General features: G+C 69.6%; 14 protein-coding genes. 9 read left to right on the plus strand and 5 right to left on the minus strand.

From position 1 onward, the window contains the following. Nucleotide 1: 1 nt before the first annotated feature. Together MCHUDSM44219_RS01150 and MCHUDSM44219_RS01155 are read right to left on the minus strand one after the other, a co-directional pair. On the minus strand, nucleotides 2-922 hold the full coding sequence (locus MCHUDSM44219_RS01150) for a DoxX family protein (protein ID WP_048416389.1): 921 nt from the start codon (nucleotides 920-922) through the stop codon (nucleotides 2-4). A 64-nt stretch (nucleotides 923-986) separates the two neighbouring features. Beyond that, nucleotides 987-1,814, minus strand: coding sequence for a serine hydrolase (locus MCHUDSM44219_RS01155; protein WP_236695304.1), 828 nt, complete (start codon nucleotides 1,812-1,814; stop codon nucleotides 987-989). 19 nt (nucleotides 1,815-1,833) lie between these two features. On the opposite strand from MCHUDSM44219_RS01155, the gene xylB reads away from it, so the two are divergent. After that, the gene (xylB, locus tag MCHUDSM44219_RS01160; RefSeq protein WP_048416390.1) at nucleotides 1,834-3,228 is read left to right on the plus strand and encodes a xylulokinase; all 1,395 of its coding nucleotides are present in this window, start codon (nucleotides 1,834-1,836) and stop codon (nucleotides 3,226-3,228) included. Nucleotides 3,229-3,234: 6 nt separating this feature from the next. Here xylB and MCHUDSM44219_RS01165 read toward each other — a convergent pair whose 3' ends face one another. Next, nucleotides 3,235-4,167 (minus strand): LysR family transcriptional regulator, encoded by a 933-nt coding sequence (locus MCHUDSM44219_RS01165; protein WP_048416391.1) that lies wholly within the window; start codon nucleotides 4,165-4,167, stop codon nucleotides 3,235-3,237. Nucleotides 4,168-4,202: 35 nt separating this feature from the next. On the opposite strand from MCHUDSM44219_RS01165, the gene MCHUDSM44219_RS01170 reads away from it, so the two are divergent. Continuing rightward, nucleotides 4,203-5,684, plus strand: a complete 1,482-nt coding sequence (locus MCHUDSM44219_RS01170; RefSeq protein ID WP_048416406.1) for an FGGY-family carbohydrate kinase — start codon at nucleotides 4,203-4,205, stop codon at nucleotides 5,682-5,684. A gap of 7 nt (nucleotides 5,685-5,691) precedes the next feature. Here MCHUDSM44219_RS01170 and MCHUDSM44219_RS01175 read toward each other — a convergent pair whose 3' ends face one another. Both MCHUDSM44219_RS01175 and MCHUDSM44219_RS01180 read right to left on the minus strand, forming a co-directional pair. Next, nucleotides 5,692-6,483 carry an SDR family NAD(P)-dependent oxidoreductase gene (locus tag MCHUDSM44219_RS01175; protein ID WP_048416392.1) on the minus strand — a complete coding sequence of 264 codons (792 nt, stop codon included), beginning with the start codon at nucleotides 6,481-6,483 and terminating at the stop codon, nucleotides 5,692-5,694. Further along, nucleotides 6,480-7,523: a sugar-binding transcriptional regulator gene (locus MCHUDSM44219_RS01180; protein ID WP_048416393.1), complete on the minus strand. Its 1,044-nt coding sequence runs from the start codon at nucleotides 7,521-7,523 to the stop codon at nucleotides 6,480-6,482. Before MCHUDSM44219_RS01180 ends, MCHUDSM44219_RS01175 begins: the two co-directional genes overlap by 4 nt. A gap of 116 nt (nucleotides 7,524-7,639) precedes the next feature. Between MCHUDSM44219_RS01180 and eltD the strand changes: the two genes are divergently transcribed. The 7 genes from eltD to MCHUDSM44219_RS01215 form a co-directional block, all read left to right on the plus strand. After that, nucleotides 7,640-8,728: an erythritol/L-threitol dehyrogenase gene (gene eltD, locus MCHUDSM44219_RS01185; RefSeq protein ID WP_048416394.1), complete on the plus strand. Its 1,089-nt coding sequence runs from the start codon at nucleotides 7,640-7,642 to the stop codon at nucleotides 8,726-8,728. Nucleotides 8,729-8,793: 65 nt separating this feature from the next. Then, nucleotides 8,794-10,173: an extracellular solute-binding protein gene (locus MCHUDSM44219_RS01190; protein ID WP_048416395.1), complete on the plus strand. Its 1,380-nt coding sequence runs from the start codon at nucleotides 8,794-8,796 to the stop codon at nucleotides 10,171-10,173. A gap of 14 nt (nucleotides 10,174-10,187) precedes the next feature. Then, a complete protein-coding gene (locus MCHUDSM44219_RS01195; RefSeq protein WP_048416396.1) occupies nucleotides 10,188-11,144 on the plus strand; it encodes a carbohydrate ABC transporter permease in 957 nt (318 codons plus the stop codon). Between the two features lie 2 nt (nucleotides 11,145-11,146). After that, a complete protein-coding gene (locus tag MCHUDSM44219_RS01200) occupies nucleotides 11,147-12,040 on the plus strand; it encodes a carbohydrate ABC transporter permease (RefSeq protein WP_048416397.1) in 894 nt (297 codons plus the stop codon). Continuing rightward, a complete protein-coding gene (locus MCHUDSM44219_RS01205) occupies nucleotides 12,040-13,146 on the plus strand; it encodes an ABC transporter ATP-binding protein (RefSeq protein WP_048416398.1) in 1,107 nt (368 codons plus the stop codon). Before MCHUDSM44219_RS01200 ends, MCHUDSM44219_RS01205 begins: the two co-directional genes overlap by 1 nt. After that, on the plus strand, nucleotides 13,143-14,270 hold the full coding sequence (locus MCHUDSM44219_RS01210) for an ABC transporter ATP-binding protein (protein WP_048416399.1): 1,128 nt from the start codon (nucleotides 13,143-13,145) through the stop codon (nucleotides 14,268-14,270). Before MCHUDSM44219_RS01205 ends, MCHUDSM44219_RS01210 begins: the two co-directional genes overlap by 4 nt. Continuing rightward, nucleotides 14,267-15,520 (plus strand): dihydroxyacetone kinase family protein (locus MCHUDSM44219_RS01215; RefSeq protein ID WP_048416400.1); only part of this gene is annotated, 1,254 nt, incomplete at its 3' end. The genes MCHUDSM44219_RS01210 and MCHUDSM44219_RS01215, both read left to right, overlap by 4 nt.

Consider the following 15,520-nt stretch of genomic DNA (forward strand, 5'->3'; position numbering starts at 1 on the left):
CTCAGCTCCAGCGCTTGCGGCGCTTCTTGACCTCGGAGCCGGCAGTGTCGGCCAGATCGGCGGCCCGGGCGCGGGCCAGCTCGGCCGAGCGCAGTGCGCGGTCGCGGGCCGCGTCGGCCAGTTCGGGTGCGCGGTCGCGGGCCACGTCGGCGAATTCCTCGCCACGGGCACGCGCGACGTCGGCGAACTCCTCGCCGCGCTGACGCGCGACGTGCGCCAGCTCGCCGCCGCGTTCGCGGGCGATCTCGGCGAGTTCGCCGCCGCGCTCGCGGGCGATCTCGGCAAGCTTCCCGCCGCGCTCGCTCGCCACCTCAGCGAACTCGCCGCCGCGTTCCCTCGCGATGTGGGCCAGTTCGCGGCCGCGCTCGGCGCCGACCTGCAGGCCGTGGCCGACCTTCTCGGCGAGTTCACTGTCGGCCAGCGAACCGCCCGCGGCGGCGCCGACCGGAAGGGCCGCGGTGACGGCTTCGGAGACCTTGCGCGCCGCGCGCCGGCCACGCCAGCCCAGCGACGGCTTCCCCTCGGTGTCCACGGCGGCGATGATCAGGCCACCGATCAGGCTGATGTCGGTCACGAACGCGCGCCGCTCGTCGGCCTTGCGCTGCGGGTCGGCCTCGTTCCAGAAGTTGTGCCCGCCCAGCGAGCCCGGCACCACCGTCAGGGCCAGGGCGGCCGAGGCCACCCGGGGGAGCTTGCCGGTCGCGAGCAGCAGGCCGCCGCCGATCTGCACCGCCGCGTTGACACGGGCCACCGTCTCGGCGTTCGACGGCACGTTGGGGCCGACCGGGTCGGGCAACTTGCTGAGGCCCTCGAGGGTGTTCCGGGTGGCATCCGCCGCGGGCTTCGGGCTACGCAGAGCCTCGATCCCGCGGGAGATGAACACGGCGGACAGCATGGGGCGCGCGACACGACGGATCAACATGCCGGGTATGTTCCCACGCTCCAGAGCGGCCAAACCAGATACCGACGCCACCGTCACGCGGCGGTCATCGGCCCGTGAGGAGCAGCTCCGCCAGGTGCGTCGTGGTCGCCACCCCGTCGTCGTACCCGCCCGCGGAACCGAGGTCGTTCATCACCGCCAGCGTGTAGCGCTGCTGGGCGCCGGCGAATCCCACGCTGTTGGTGACCCAGCCGCTGTCCTCCCGCGACCAGCCGTCCTTGTTGCCCGGCGCCAGCTGCGGTCCCGCGCCCCACACACCCCACTGCTGGTCGGGTGCGACGTGTTGCAGTTCGCCGACGACGGCCGCGGTGTCGGCCGCGTCGAGAGCGGTCAGCGTGAACGTCATCAGCCGGTCCAGGTCCTCCGGCGTGGCCTTCTGGAATCCCCAGTAGGGATACACGGAGCTGTAGCCGGGCTGGGGCCGGAAGCCGGTCAGTCCCAGCGCGGCGAAATCGGCGTTGAAGGTCCGGTGGTCGGCGCCGCCGTAGCGGGCCCACAGCGTGTCGGCGGCGTCGTCGTCGGAGGAGTGCAGCATCGCGGTCATCAACTGCCGGTCGGATGCGCTGAGCGTGATCGCACCGCTGCGGTTCTTCACCAGCAGGTCGTCGACCATGGCCAGCTTGATCGTCGACGCCGTCCACACCGGCGCGGCCGCTTCGGCGTTGCGGTGGACGAATCCGGTCTGCCGGTCGCGCAGCACATAGCCGACCGTGCCGGGCCGGTCGGCGAGGTAGGCATCGGCGGCGGCGACCCGCCGCACCAGGTCGCAGTCGCTGTCGGCGGCGCACGCCGCTGCCGCCGGCGTCGCCCCGATCAGCGGCGCCACCGCGATCGACACCGAAGCCAGTGCGGTCCGCCATCTCGTCAGGGTCATCGAGGGTAGCTTCGCAGGCGTGCCACTCGTTGCGGGAGTCGACTCCTCCACCCAGTCGTGCAAGATCGTGATCTGCGATGCCGACACCGGGGAACCGGTGCGGTCGGCGTCCAGTCCCCATCCGGGCGGCACGGAGGTCGCGCCGGCCCACTGGTGGGATGCGTTGACCGCGACGATCGAGCAGGCCGGCGGCATCTCCGACGTGGCCGCGATCTCGGTGGGCGCCCAGCAGCACGGCATGGTGTGCCTGGACTCGTCGGGCCAGGTGGTCCGCGATGCATTGCTGTGGAACGACACCCGGTCCGCCCGGGCGGCCGAGGACCTGATCGACGAGCTCGGCGGGCCGGCCGCGTGGGCCGACCGGACGGGAGTGGTTCCCGTCGCCGCGATCACCGCGACGAAACTGCGGTGGCTCGCCGATCACGAGCCGGAGCACGCCGACGCCACCGCGGCCGTCTGCCTGCCCCACGACTGGCTGACGTGGCGACTGTCCGGCTCCACCGACATCACCGAGCTGACCACCGATCGCAGCGACGCCAGCGGCACCGGGTACTACTCCGCCGCGTCGGACAGCTACGACCCCGAGTTGCTCGAGTTGGCTCTGCGCGGTCGGCGCCCGGTGCTCCCGACGGTCGTCGCGCCGGCCGGATCGCAGGCGCAGACCGCGCACGGTGCCCTGCTGGGAGCCGGCGCCGGGGACAACGCGGCGGCCGCACTGGGCCTGGGCGCCGGTCCCGGTGACTGCGTCGTGTCGCTGGGCACCTCCGGGGTGGTCAGCGCCGTCGGAGCCGCGGCACCGCGGGACCCCGACGGCATCGTCGCCGGCTTCGCCGACGCGACCGGGCGTCAGCTCCCGCTGGTGTGCACGCTCAACGGGGCGCCGGTGCTCGCGGCCGTCGCGACGATGATCGGCGTCGACTTCGAGGAGTTCGACCGCCTCGCCCTGAAGGCGTCGGCCGGCGCGGAGGGGTTGGTCCTCGTCCCGTACTTCGACGGTGAGCGGTCACCCAATCTGCCCGACGCCGCCGGCGCCCTGCACGGCGTCACGACGCGAAACCTCAACTCCGCCAACATTGCCCGGGCCGCGGTGGAGGGTCTGCTGGCATCGATGGCCTACTGCATCGACAAGATCCGCGCGCACGGGGTCGAGGTGGACCGGATCATCCTCGTGGGCGGCGGCGCCCGCTCGGAGGCCGTCCGTCAGGTGGCCCCGGCCGTCCTCGGAGCGCCCGTGCACGTTCCGGCCCCCGCCGAGTACGTCGCACTCGGCGCCGCCCGGCAGGCGGCGTGGGTCCTGTCGGGGGGCGACGGTCCGCCGGACTGGTCGCTCGCCAGCACCACGGTGTACGAGGGTGCGCCGACTCCGGAGGTGCTCGACCGATACCGGACCGCACAGGAGCTCACCCTGCGGTGAGCGTGGTCAGGCCGGCGGCGGGCACCCGGCGTCGGGTCGCGGCCAGTGCGGCCGGGGCAGTGGCTCGCCGGGGGCCGCCCGCAGGCGCTCCAGCACGGCCCGCAGCGGCGGCCAGTCGGCGCGGCCGATCCGGGTGACGGCGTAGGCGGTCAGCACCACGTCGGGGTCGGTCAGCGGCAGCACCGTCACCCCCGGCGCGGTCGGCCGCGCGATCGGCAGCAGACCCACACCGAACCCGGCGACGATCAGATCCTCCACCAGGTCGAGGCTGTCGATCTGGTGCGCGATGCGCGGGGTGAATCCCGACAGCGAGGCCAGCGTCCGCACCGCGTCCTCGTCGGCGGTGTTGCGGGAGTTGACGATCCACGTCTGGTCGGCGAAGTCCGCGATTCCCGAGGTACCCCGGGCGGCGGGCGACGGGACTCCCAGCCCCCAGCGGATCGACCACAGCGGCACGGAGTCGAGCAGCGCCCCGGGGGAGGCCGGGGCGAGGTTGTAGTCGTAGGTCAGCGCGAGGTCGAGGTCGTCGGCGGTCAGCAGCCCGAACGCCTCGATCGGTTCGTACTCACTGATCACGAAGTCGACGTTCGGGAACCGGGTGCGCAGATCGGCGACGATCGGCAGCAGCGACACCCGGATGCCCGTGGCGAAGCCGCCCACCCGGACGGTTCCCGCAGGGTCGGCGTCGGCGTCGAGGTCGACCCGGGCGCGTTCCACCGCGGCCAGGATCGTGACGGCGTGGTCGGCCAGCCGTCGGCCGGCCGGGGTGAGCCGCACGCGCCGGCCTTCGGGTTCGATCAGCTGCGCCCCGGTCTCGCGGGCCAGTGCGGCGATCTGCGCGGACACCGTCGACGTGGTGAGGTGGTGTTCCTCGGCGACCGCGCGCATCGACCCCAGGCGGGACAGGGCCAGCAGCAGCTGCAGCCGACGGATGTCCATCTCAGCGATTCTGCCCGCCGTCGTAGGGTTGGGTGGTGGACATGCTGCTCGGTATCGACATGGGAACGGGGAGCACCAAGGGCGTTCTCGTGGATTCGACGGGCACGGTGGTCGCCTCGGAGACGATCAGCCACGGGATGGACCTGCCCCGGCCCGGGTGGGCCGAGGTCGACGCCGACGCGGTGTGGTGGCGTGAGGTCTGCGCGATCAGCGCGGCACTGACCGCGAAGCTGCCCGCAAACGCGACGCTGGCCGGTATGTGCGTCAGCGGCGTGGGGCCGTGCCTGGTGCTCTGCGACGCGGATCTGCGGCCGCTGCGGCCGGCCATCCTGTACGGCATCGACACCCGCGCGCACGCCGAGATCGCCTCATTGACAGAGGAATTGGGCGAGGAGGCGATTCTCGACCGGGCCGGCACCCTGCTGTCGAGTCAGGCCGTCGGCCCCAAGATCGAATGGGTGCGCAACCACGAGCCGGAGACGTTCGCCGCGGCGGCGGGGTGGTACGGCTCCAACTCCTTCATCGCCGCCAAGCTCACCGGCGAGTACGTGATGGACCACCACACCGCGAGCCAGTGCGATCCGTTGTACGCCACCCGGGAGTTCGCGTGGAACCGGGAGTGGGCCGAGCGGATCTGCGGCCCGCTGCCGCTGCCCGACCTGGTGTGGCCCAGCGACATCGTCGGCCGGGTGACACCCGCGGCGGCCCGCGAGACCGGCCTTCCGGTGGGCCTGCCGGTCGCCGCCGGGACCGTCGACGCGTATTCGGAGGCCTTCTCGGTGGGGGTTCGTCGCCCCGGAGATCAGATGCTGATGTACGGCTCGACGATGTTCCTGGTCCAGGTGATCGACGAGTACCACAGCGATCCCGCGCTGTGGACCACCGCGGGGGTGGATCCTCAGACGCTCGCGCTGGCCGCCGGGACCTCGACGGCCGGAACGATGATCAACTGGCTGCAATCGGTCACCGGGCGACCGTCTTTCGACGACCTGACCGCCGAGGCGCTCGAAGTGCCCGCGGGCAGCGAGGGTCTGCTGATGTTGCCGTACCTGGCCGGGGAACGCACCCCGGTGTTCGACCCGAAGGCGCGCGGCGTGCTCGCCGGGCTGACGTTGCGCCACGGCAGGGGCCACCTGTTCCGCGCGGCCTACGAGGGCATCGCGTTCGGGATCCGGCAGATCCTGGACAGATTCGACGACGCGCACGAAGCCACCCGCACCGTCGCGGTCGGAGGGGGACTGAAGAGCCCGGTGTGGGCCCAGGCGATCAGCGATGTGACGGGCCGTTCGCAACTGGTGCCCGAGCAGGCGATCGGCGCCAGCTACGGCGACGCGCTGTTGGCCGGCATCGGGGTCGGGCTGGTGCCGCCCGACACCGACTGGGCCACGATCGCCAGGGAGATCACCCCGAACCCGCGCAACCGGGCGCTCTACGACGATCTGTTCACCACGTGGGCGCAGATGTACCCCGCCACGCGAGACCAGGTGCACCGGCTGGCCGCCGCCGACCCCGACTGAGCAGGGGTCAGCCCATCGTGTAGCCGCCGTCGATCGCGATGTCGGCGCCGTTGACCATGCTCGCCGCGTCGGAACACAACCACACCACCGCGTCGGACACTTCGTGCGGAACGGCGAAGCGGCCCAGCGGGATCCGGGCCAGCATCGGGGCCGCCTTGGCCTCCTCGCCCCACACCCGCTGTCCCATCTCGGTGAGCACCACCGTGGGGCAGACGGAGTTGGCCCGGATGCCGTGCGGCCCGAGTTCGCGCGCCAGCACCTTGGTCGCCATCACCAGGCCCGCCTTCGAGGCGCAGTAGGCGTAGTGCTCGGGCAGCGGGGCCAGCGCCGCCGCGGAGGCTACCGTGACGATGGACCCGCCGGTGCCCTGCTCGACCATGAGCGCTCCGATCTGCGCGGCGAGCAGTGCGGGAGCGCGCAGGTTCACGGCGATGGTGGCGTCGAAGTTCTCCGCGGTCGTGCCGACCACCGACTCGGGCAGGGAGATGCCGGCGTTGTTGACCAGGATGTCGAGTCCGCCGAACGCCTCGGACGCCATCCGGGTCAGCGCGGCCGGTCCGTCGTGGTCGGCGAGATCGACGGCGGCCGAGCGGACGTCGACACCGAACTCGTCGCTCAGGGCGCGCCCCGAGCGGGTCAGCTCGGCGTCGTCGCGCCCGCTGAGCACGAGGTCGGCGCCCGCGGCGGCGAACGCGCGGGCGATGTCGGCGCCGATACCCTTGCCGGCGCCGGTGATCAGCGCCCGCTTACCGTCGAGTCGCAGTACCCCGGCATACCTCTGCTCGGCCACTGTGGTCACGAAACCTCCTGTGTCGCATCGCTGTTGCTGGCCGCCAGCAGTGCTTCGGCAGTGCCGGGGTCGGTGACCAGCCGGTTGAAGTAGCCGCCGCGGGCGCCGGCGGTGATGGAGTCGATCTTGTCCCGGCCGACCGCGACGGCGATGGTGACCGGGATGTGGCGGAGGTTGTCCAATTCCAGTGCGATCAATCGTTCTGCGCCGTCGAACTGCACCGGGTTGCCGTCGCGGTCGTAGAAGCGCGAGCACACGTCGCCGACCGCGGCGCGCAGCGACGTCGAACCGGTCGGCACGAACTGGGGGATGTCGGAGCGGGTCAGCGGCGGGGCGCCGACCCCCATCAACGCGCACCGCGCGTGCGGCCACTGATGCACCACGCGCTGGATGCTCGGATCCTCGAGCAGCGACTGATACAGCGCGGGGCCCGGAAGCGCCGGTGCGAAGAGGTAATTGGCACGACCGCCGACGCGGTTGGCGACCAGGCGGGTGATCTCGTTGGTCTGATACCACTCGTAGGGCTGGTCGTTGCCGCCCACGGTGGGGGTCACCACCACTCCGGGCAGTGGGGTGAGTTCGTGCTGGGCGAGTTCGTAGACGGTGCGGCCCGATGACACCAGCAGCACGTCGCCCGGCAGCAGACCCGCTTCACTGAGCGCGCGGGCGGCCGCGGGCGCGAGCACCCGACCCATGATGTCGACGACGCTGCGCCCGGGGCCGGGGTTGGGCAGTGGGGGAGACAGGTAGACGGTGTTGAGGTTCAGGGCCCGGGCCAGGCGGTCGGCCAGTTCGGTGGGCCCGGCGTCGGCCGGGGGCACCACCTCGATGCGCACGATCCCCTGCCGTTTGGCCTCCGCCAGCAGCCTGCTCACCGTTGCCCGGCTGGTGCCGAGTTGTTCGGCGATCTCGGCCTGCGTCGCGTCCTCTTCGTAGTACAGCCGTGCGGCGGTGTAGAGCAGCGTGGGCGAGAAATGGCTGCTCTCGGCCTCGGGTGCGGCACCGTCCGGCTTCGCGGCGGAGGGAGTGGGCGCGGCCGGCCTGGGCATGGGCAAAGTATGACACCGAACGCCTGCTCTGGAAAGAAGTTCACTGAACATCCGTTCTGGACAGATGTGCACCGGCTTCGATAGTGTGACTGCGAACACAGAGGGAGGAACACGCGATGGCCGCTCAGATCCCCGAGAAAATGCAGGCAGTCGTCTGCCACGGGCCCCACGACTACCGACTCGAGGAGGTCGCGGTTCCGCAACGCGGTCCCGGCGAGGCGCTGATCAAAGTGGAGGCGGTCGGCATCTGCGCCAGCGACCTCAAGTGCTACCACGGCGCCGCCAAGTTCTGGGGTGACGAGAACCGCCCGGCGTGGGCCGAGACCATGGTGATCCCCGGTCACGAATTCGCCGGCCGTGTAGTCGATCTCGACGATGCGGCGGCCCAGCGCTGGGGGATAGCGGTCGGGGACCGGGTGGTGTCCGAGCAGATCGTGCCGTGCTGGGAATGCCGCTTCTGCAAGCGCGGCCAGTACCACATGTGCCAGCCGCACGACCTCTACGGCTTCAAGCGGCGCACGCCCGGCGCGATGGCCAGCTACATGGTGTATCCGGCGGAGGCACTGGTGCACAAGGTGTCTGCCGAGGTGGCCCCCCAGCACGCCGCGTTCGCCGAGCCGCTGTCGTGCTCGCTGCACGCCGTGGAGCGCGCGCAGATCATGTTCGAAGACGTCGTGGTCGTGGCTGGGTGCGGACCCATCGGTCTCGGCATGGTGGCCGGTGCCCGCGCCAAGAACCCGATGCACGTGATCGCCCTCGACATGGCGCCCGAGAAGCTCGAACTGGCCAAACTCTGCGGCGCCGACATCACGATCAACATCGCCGAGCAGGACGCCGTCGCGATCGTCAAGGATCTGACCGGCGGCTACGGCGCCGACGTGTACCTGGAAGGAACCGGGCACCCGTCCGCGGTTCCGCAGGGGCTCAACCTGCTACGCAAGCTGGGCCGGTACGTCGAGTACGGCGTGTTCGGCAGTGACGTGACCGTCGACTGGAGCATCATCAGCGACGACAAGGAACTCGACGTCCTCGGCGCCCATCTGGGCCCGTACTGCTGGCCGGCGGCGATCAGGATGATCGAGTCCGGCGTGCTGCCGATGGATCGGATCTGCACGCACCAGCTGCCGCTGACCGAGTTCCAGCAGGGGCTCGATCTGGTGGCCAGCGGCAAGGAATCGGTCAAGGTCTCCCTGATCCCCGCCTGAACGAAGGACACCCCATGAGTCTTTTCTCCCCTGGTACCGGCGGGCCGCAGTTCTCGCGCAGGCAGATGCTGACCGCGCTGGGCGTGGCCGGTGCCGCCGCGGCCAGCGTGCCGGTGCTGAGTTCGTGCGGCGTCGGCGGCAAGGCCAGCGCCCCCAACGGCGCCGACGCCGTCACCGGCGGGTTCGACTGGCGCAAGGCTGCGGGCTCGACGATCAACATCCTGCAGACCCCGCACCCCTACCAGCAGTCCTATCAGCCACTGCTCAAAGAGTTCACGGACCTGACGGGCATCAACGTCAACGTCGACCTGGTTCCCGAGGCCGACTACTTCACCAAACTCAACACCGAGCTGGCCGGCGGATCGGGCAAGCACGACGCGTTCATGCTGGGTGCCTACTTCATCTGGCAGTACGGGCCGCCCGGCTGGATCGAGGACCTCGGGCCGTGGTTGCAGAACAGCTCGGCGACCAACGCCGAGTACGACTTCGAGGACATCTTCGACGGACTGCGCACCTCCACCCGCTGGGACTTCACGCTGGGCAATCCGCTCGGCACCGGCGGACAGTGGGCCATCCCGTGGGGGTTCGAGAACAACGTCGTGGCCTACAACAAGCGGGTGTTCGACGAGAAGGGCATCACCAAGCTGCCCGACAACCTCGACGACTTCATCCAGCTCGCCGTCGACCTCACCGACCGCTCGCAGAACCGCTACGGCATCTCCACCCGCGGCTCGAAGTCCTGGGCCACCATCCATCCCGGCTTCATGACCCAGTACACCCGCCAGGGCGCGGTGGACTACAAGTGGAACGGGTCGGAGCTGATCGCCGAGATGGACAGCGACGCCGCGATCGACTTCACGAAGAAGTGGATCGAGATGCAGCACGAGGCCGGCCCGACATCGTGGACCACCTACGACTACCCCAATGCCACCGGCGATCTCGGCGACGGCAAGGCGATGATGGTGTTCGACGCCGACAGCGCCACCTACCCGAAGAACAAGCCGGGGGCGAGCAAGGAGGCCGGCAACATCGCCTGGTACGCCGGGCCCGCCGGGCCGGACGGCAACTACAAGACCAACCTGTGGACGTGGAGCTGGGCGATGAGCGCCAACTCCCGCAACAAGCTGCCCGCGTGGTTGTTCATCCAGTGGGCGACCGGCAAGGACTCGATGAACAAGGCCGTCGAGGGCGGGAAGTACGCCGACCCGGTGCGAAAGTCGGTGTTCGACACCACGTTCAAGCGCGTCGCAGCCGACCAGTTCGGCTACCTGGAGGCGTTCGAGACCGTCATCGGTCAGTCGCGGATCCAGTTCACCCCGCAGAAGAAGTTCTTCGACACCACGCAGAACTGGGCGGTCGCGCTGCAGGACATCTACGGCGGTGAGGACGCCGCCTCGCGGCTGCGCAGCCTCGCCAAGACCAACACGTCCAAGGTCAATCTCTAGGAGCTCTGGCATCGATGACCACTCAGACATCCAAGGCGCCCGCCTCGTCGCAGCGCCCCGATGCCTCGGCCGGCGGACGCAAACTCCCCGAGGTGCCCGCGTGGCGGCGCAAGCTGCGGCCCTATCTGCTGTCGATCCCGGCTCTGGTGATCGTCATCGGGATCCTGTATCCGTTCGTCGTCGGGGCGTACTACGCGTTCCTCAACTACGCGGCGGTGAACCCGGATCCGCACTTCGTATGGTTCCAGAACTTCGCCTCGGTACTGGGCGACAAGGTGTTCTGGAAGAGCGTGCAGGTCACCGTGATCTTCGCGGTCGCCGCCACGGCGATCGAGACGGTGCTCGGCGTCGGGCTCGCGCTGCTGCTCAACCGGTCGAGCATCATCGGGAAGATCTTCGAGAAGGTGCTCATCCTGCCGCTGATGATCGCGCCGGTGATCGCCGGCGTGATCTGGAAGCTGATGTTCAACCCGCAGTTCGGCATCCTCAATCATGTTCTGGGCCTGGGTAACACGTTCGACTGGCTGTCGGCGGGCAATGCGCTGTTCTCAGTGATCCTGGTCGACATCTGGATCTTCACCCCGTTCGTCGCGATCCTGGTGCTGGCCGGTATCCGGTCGCTGCCCAAGGAGCCGTTCGAGGCGTCCGACGTCGACGGCGCGAGCTGGTTCTACATGTTCCGCAAGCTGATGCTGCCGATGCTGTGGCCCTACATCCTGGTCGCCGTCATCTTCCGGTTCATGGACAACCTCAAGGTGTTCGACCACATCTTCGTGCTCACCGCCGGCGGACCGGGCGTCGCCACCCGCACCCTGCAGATCGGCGCCTTCGAGGACTCGATCATCAACCTCGACTACTCCCGCGGCAGCACCTACATGCTGCTGCTGTGGATCATCGTGTTCATCACGGCGCGCTACCTGGTGAGCGTGCTCGGAAAAGCGCAGCGTCGCGCTGCCGGAGCGGAGTCGTAACCATGCCCAATCTCAAGGCGCTCACCCCGTCCCGCGCAGAACTGCAACCCGGCCAGCGACGCTGGTCCATCGGCGCCGTCGCCGCCGACGTCGGCCTGGTCCTGTGGTTCGTGTTCTCGCTGTTCCCGATCTTCTGGATGCTGATGCTGGCGCTCAAGAACGCCGAACAGCAGACCACCACGTACTTCTCGTTCAGCCCGACGTGGTCGAACTTCGCCACGGTGGTGTCCGAGAAGGGCACCCAGATGACCAGCGTCGACTTCAAGGCCTCGCTGGTGACCAGCCTGCTCAACTGCGGCGGGGCGGTGATCGTGTCGCTGGTGATCGGCATTCCCGCCGCGTACGCCGCCGGTCGCTGGCAGTACCGGGGCAGCAACGACCTGATGTTCCAGATGCTGTCGTTCCGGTTCGCGCCGGAGCTGATGGTCATCGTGCCGCTGTTCGTGATCTACAACCAGATCGGCCTGTTCGACACCAAGGTCGGGATGATCTGGGTGCTGCAGTTGGTGACCATGCCGCTGGTGGTGTGGATCCTCCGGTCGTACTTCCAGGATCTGCCCGAGGATCTCGAACAGGCGGCGCTGCTGGACGGCTACACGCGCCGGCGAGCCTTCCTGATGGTGGCGCTGCCGATCGTGCGTCCCGGCATCGCCGCGGCGGCGCTGCTGGCGTTCATCTTCGCCTGGAACAACTACGTCTTCCCGCTCATCCTGGCCGACAGCAATGCCGGCACGGTGACCGTCGCCATCACGAAGTTCCTCGGCGGTGGCGGGCAGGCGTACTACAACCTCACGGCCGCCGCGGCACTCATCGCCGCGCTGCCACCACTCGTCCTCGCACTGACCATCCAGCGATACCTGGTGCGGGGCCTGTCATTCGGGGCGGTGAAAGCCTGATGGCCACGGTAACGGTCACCAACATCCGCAAGACCTACGGCAAGAACGTCACGGCGGTCGACGATGTCTCGCTCGACATCGCCGACGGCGAGTTCTTCGTCATCCTCGGCCCCAGCGGGGCCGGCAAGACCACGACGCTGAAGTCGATCGCCGGTCTGGTCGACGTCGACTCCGGTGCGGTGTCGATCGGCGGGGTCGACATGACCGCGGTCGAGCCGTATCACCGCAACGTCGCGATGGCCTTCGAGAGCTACGCGCTGTATCCGCAGAAGACGGTGGCCGAGAACCTGGCTTCGCCGCTGAAATCCGGCCGGACGGGCAAGTACTCGGATGCCGAGCAGGCCAAGCGGATCGATCAGGTCACCACGACGCTGGGAATCGACCAACTCAAGAACCGGCTGCCCAAGGAGCTCTCTAACGGACAGCGCCAGCGGGTGGCGCTGGGTCGCGTCCTGGTCCGCCCCGCGGATGTCTACCTGCTCGACGAGCCGCTGAGCCACCTCGACGCCAAGCTGCGCGCGGCGATGCGCGCCGAGCTCAAGCAACTCGGCGCGATGTCGAACACGACGACGATCTACGTCACGCACGACTACCAGGAAGCCCTGGCGCTCGGCGACCGCATCGCGGTGATGCGGGAAGGGCGGCTGATGCAGATCGGCACGCCCGAGGAGATCTGGCGCCGGCCCGCCGACACGTTCGTCGCGCGAGCTCTCGGACAGCCGGAGATCAACCTGCTCGACGGCGTGGTCGACGACGGCCGCATCCGCCTCGGCGACGGCTCGCTCGACGTCCCGGTTCCGGCGGACGCGCCGTGCCGGCGCGGCGACCGTGTGCGGGTCGGGTTGCGGCCCTCCGATATTCACGTCACGTCCCGCGAGGGGTCGCTACGGGGCAGGGTGCTTCTCGCCGAGCGGCTCGGCCGCAACATCGAGCTCACCGTGGACGTCGGCGGCGCGCAACTGATCGCGCTGACCTCCGGCCGGCACGGCGTCGGTGAGGGCGACACGGTCACGATGCGCATCGCCGAATCCGACGTCCACGTGTTCACGCCGGGCGAGGGTGACACCAGCCGGCTCAGTGACCAGACCCTGGAGGCAGTGCAGTGAGCGTCGCGACCGAGAAGACGGCACAGCAGACCGCGCAGAGCCTGACGCTGCGCGATCTGGTCAAGACGTACGCGGCCCGCGGCCGGGCTGCGGTGACCGCGGTCAAGGGCATCGACCTCGACATCGAACCGGGGGAGCTGGTGGCCCTGCTCGGCCCGTCGGGCTGCGGCAAGACGACCACGCTGCGGATGATCGCCGGGCTGGAGACGGTCACCAGCGGCTCCATCAAAATCGGCGACCGGGAGATCTCTCAGTTGCCCGCGGCCAAGCGGGGAATCGGGGTCGGGTTCGAGAGCTACGCGTTGTACCCGCCGCTGTCGGTGCGCGACAACCTGCTCTACGGCCTGAAGGCGCGCAAGGTCAAGGGCGCCGAGCAGATGGTCGCCTCGATCAGCGACCGGTTGGAGATGAACGACCTGCTCGACCTGCGGCCCGCCGGGTTGTCCAGCGGCCAGAAGCAGCGCGTCGCGCTGGCCCGCGCGCTGGTGCGCAATCCACCGGTGCTGCTGCTCGACGAGCCGCTGAGCCACCTCGACGCCTCGGCGCGCAACCGGGTGCGCCGCGAATTGAAGGTGCTGCAGCGCGAATTCGGCTACACGACCATCGTCGTCACCCACGATCAGGTGGAGGCGCTGTCGCTGGCCGACCGGCTCGCCGTCATGGACGGCGGCGTGGTGCAGCAGTTCGGCACACCCGACGAGGTGTTCGACGACCCGGCCAACCTGTTCGTCGCCGAGTTCGTCGGCGAACCGCAGATCAATGTCCTGCCCGGGGTGGTCCGAGTCGACGGCGGCCGGGCCCGGGTCGAAATCGGCTCCGGTGCAGGCTCTGTCGAGACCGCGGTGACGGGTGTGGCCGACGGCACGCACGTCACGGTCGGGATCCGGCCGCAGGACTGCGCGCTGAACGCCCGCGGCGGTGACGGGATCGAGGCGACCGTCGCCTACTTCGAGCATCTCCTCGAGTTCGGGCTGGCGACGAGTACGGTGTCCGGGATCGAGGAGGGCATCGTGGTCCAGACGCCGGCCGAGCAGACCTACGAGTCAGAGCAGCAGGTGACGGTGACCGCCGCGGCAGAGCGGGTATACCTGTTCGACAAAGACTCCGGGGAGCGCCTGCGATGACCAAGCTGTACAACGATCCGGCCCGTTTCACCGAGGACATGCTCACCGGCTTCCTCGACGCGAATGCGCGGTATGTGGCCGGGGTACCCGGCGGCGTCGTCCGCGCCCACCGCACCCGGCCGGGCAAGGTGGCCGTCGTCATCGGCGGCGGCTCGGGTCACTATCCGGCGTTCTGCGGGACTGTCGGACCCGGGTTCGCCGACGGCGCCGTCGTCGGCAACATCTTCACCTCGCCGTCGGCCGAGGAGGCGGCATCGGTGGCCCGTGCCGCGCACGGGGACGCCGGTGTGCTGCTCACCACCGGCAACTACGCCGGCGACGTGATGAACTTCGGTTTGGCGGTGACGCAGCTGCGCGGCGAGGGGATCGACGCCCACTACTTCGCCGTCACCGACGACATCGCGAGCGCACCGCGCGGGGAAGAAGACAAAAGACGCGGCATCGCAGGCGATTTCACGGTGTTCAAGTGCGCCAGCGCCGCCGCCGAAGAGGGTCTCGATCTCGCCGGGGTGGTCCGGGTCGCCGAAGCATCCAACGCGGCGACCCGCACGCTGGGGGTGGCGTTCGACGGGTGCACGATGCCCGGCGCCGACCATCCGCTGTTCACCGTGCCGGAGGGCCAGATGGGCGTGGGGTTGGGCATCCACGGGGAGCCCGGCGTCGCCGACGAGCCCATGCCCACCGCCGAGGCGCTCGCGCACACACTCGTCGACGGCGTGCTCGCCGATCGTCCCGACGCGGAGTCCGCCCGTCTCGCGGTCATCCTGAACGGACTGGGCCGCACCAAGTACGAGGAATTGTTCGTGGTCTGGGGCACCGTGGCGCGGCTGCTGCGCGAGCGGGGCTACGAGATCATCGAACCCGAGGTGGGTGAGCTCGTCACGAGCCTGGACATGGCGGGCTGCTCGCTGACGGTGATGTGGCTCGACGAGGAGCTGGAGCGCTACTGGACGGCGCCGGCGGACACGCCCGCCTACCGCAAGGGTGCCGCCGCGGACACGGGCGCCACCGGTGAACGCCGCAGCGCCGAGGAGCTGGAGGCCGGGGCGTCGTCCCCGGCGTTGGACGAACTCTCCGACGAGAAGGGGCGCCGCGGCGCCCAACTGGTCGCCCGTGCGCTGGACGCGATGGCCGGCATGCTCGCCGACGCCGAGGACGAGCTGGGTCGCATCGATGCAGTCGCCGTCGACGTGGGGAGCCTCGAGAAGGTGGGTGATCTGAGCGATCATCAGCGGCACCGCCGGTGCGCT

Source organism: Mycolicibacterium chubuense, from assembly GCF_001044255.1.
GTDB classification, from domain to species: Bacteria; Actinomycetota; Actinomycetes; order Mycobacteriales; family Mycobacteriaceae; genus Mycobacterium; species Mycobacterium chubuense.

Bases quoted from the DNA above. Each gene is read 5' to 3' on its own strand.
- MCHUDSM44219_RS01200 (WP_048416397.1), top strand. From the start codon at position 11,147: ATGCCCAATCTCAAGGCGCTCACCCCGTCCCGCGCAGAACTGCAACCC.
- eltD (WP_048416394.1), top strand. From the start codon at position 7,640: ATGGCCGCTCAGATCCCCGAGAAAATGCAGGCAGTCGTCTGCCACGGG.
- MCHUDSM44219_RS01150 (WP_048416389.1), bottom strand. From the start codon at position 922: ATGTTGATCCGTCGTGTCGCGCGCCCCATGCTGTCCGCCGTGTTCATC.
- MCHUDSM44219_RS01180 (WP_048416393.1), bottom strand. From the start codon at position 7,523: ATGCCCAGGCCGGCCGCGCCCACTCCCTCCGCCGCGAAGCCGGACGGT.
- MCHUDSM44219_RS01165 (WP_048416391.1), bottom strand. From the start codon at position 4,167: ATGGACATCCGTCGGCTGCAGCTGCTGCTGGCCCTGTCCCGCCTGGGG.
- MCHUDSM44219_RS01155 (WP_236695304.1), bottom strand. From the start codon at position 1,814: ATGACCCTGACGAGATGGCGGACCGCACTGGCTTCGGTGTCGATCGCG.
- MCHUDSM44219_RS01195 (WP_048416396.1), top strand. From the start codon at position 10,188: ATGACCACTCAGACATCCAAGGCGCCCGCCTCGTCGCAGCGCCCCGAT.
- MCHUDSM44219_RS01205 (WP_048416398.1), top strand. From the start codon at position 12,040: ATGGCCACGGTAACGGTCACCAACATCCGCAAGACCTACGGCAAGAAC.
- MCHUDSM44219_RS01190 (WP_048416395.1), top strand. From the start codon at position 8,794: ATGCTGACCGCGCTGGGCGTGGCCGGTGCCGCCGCGGCCAGCGTGCCG.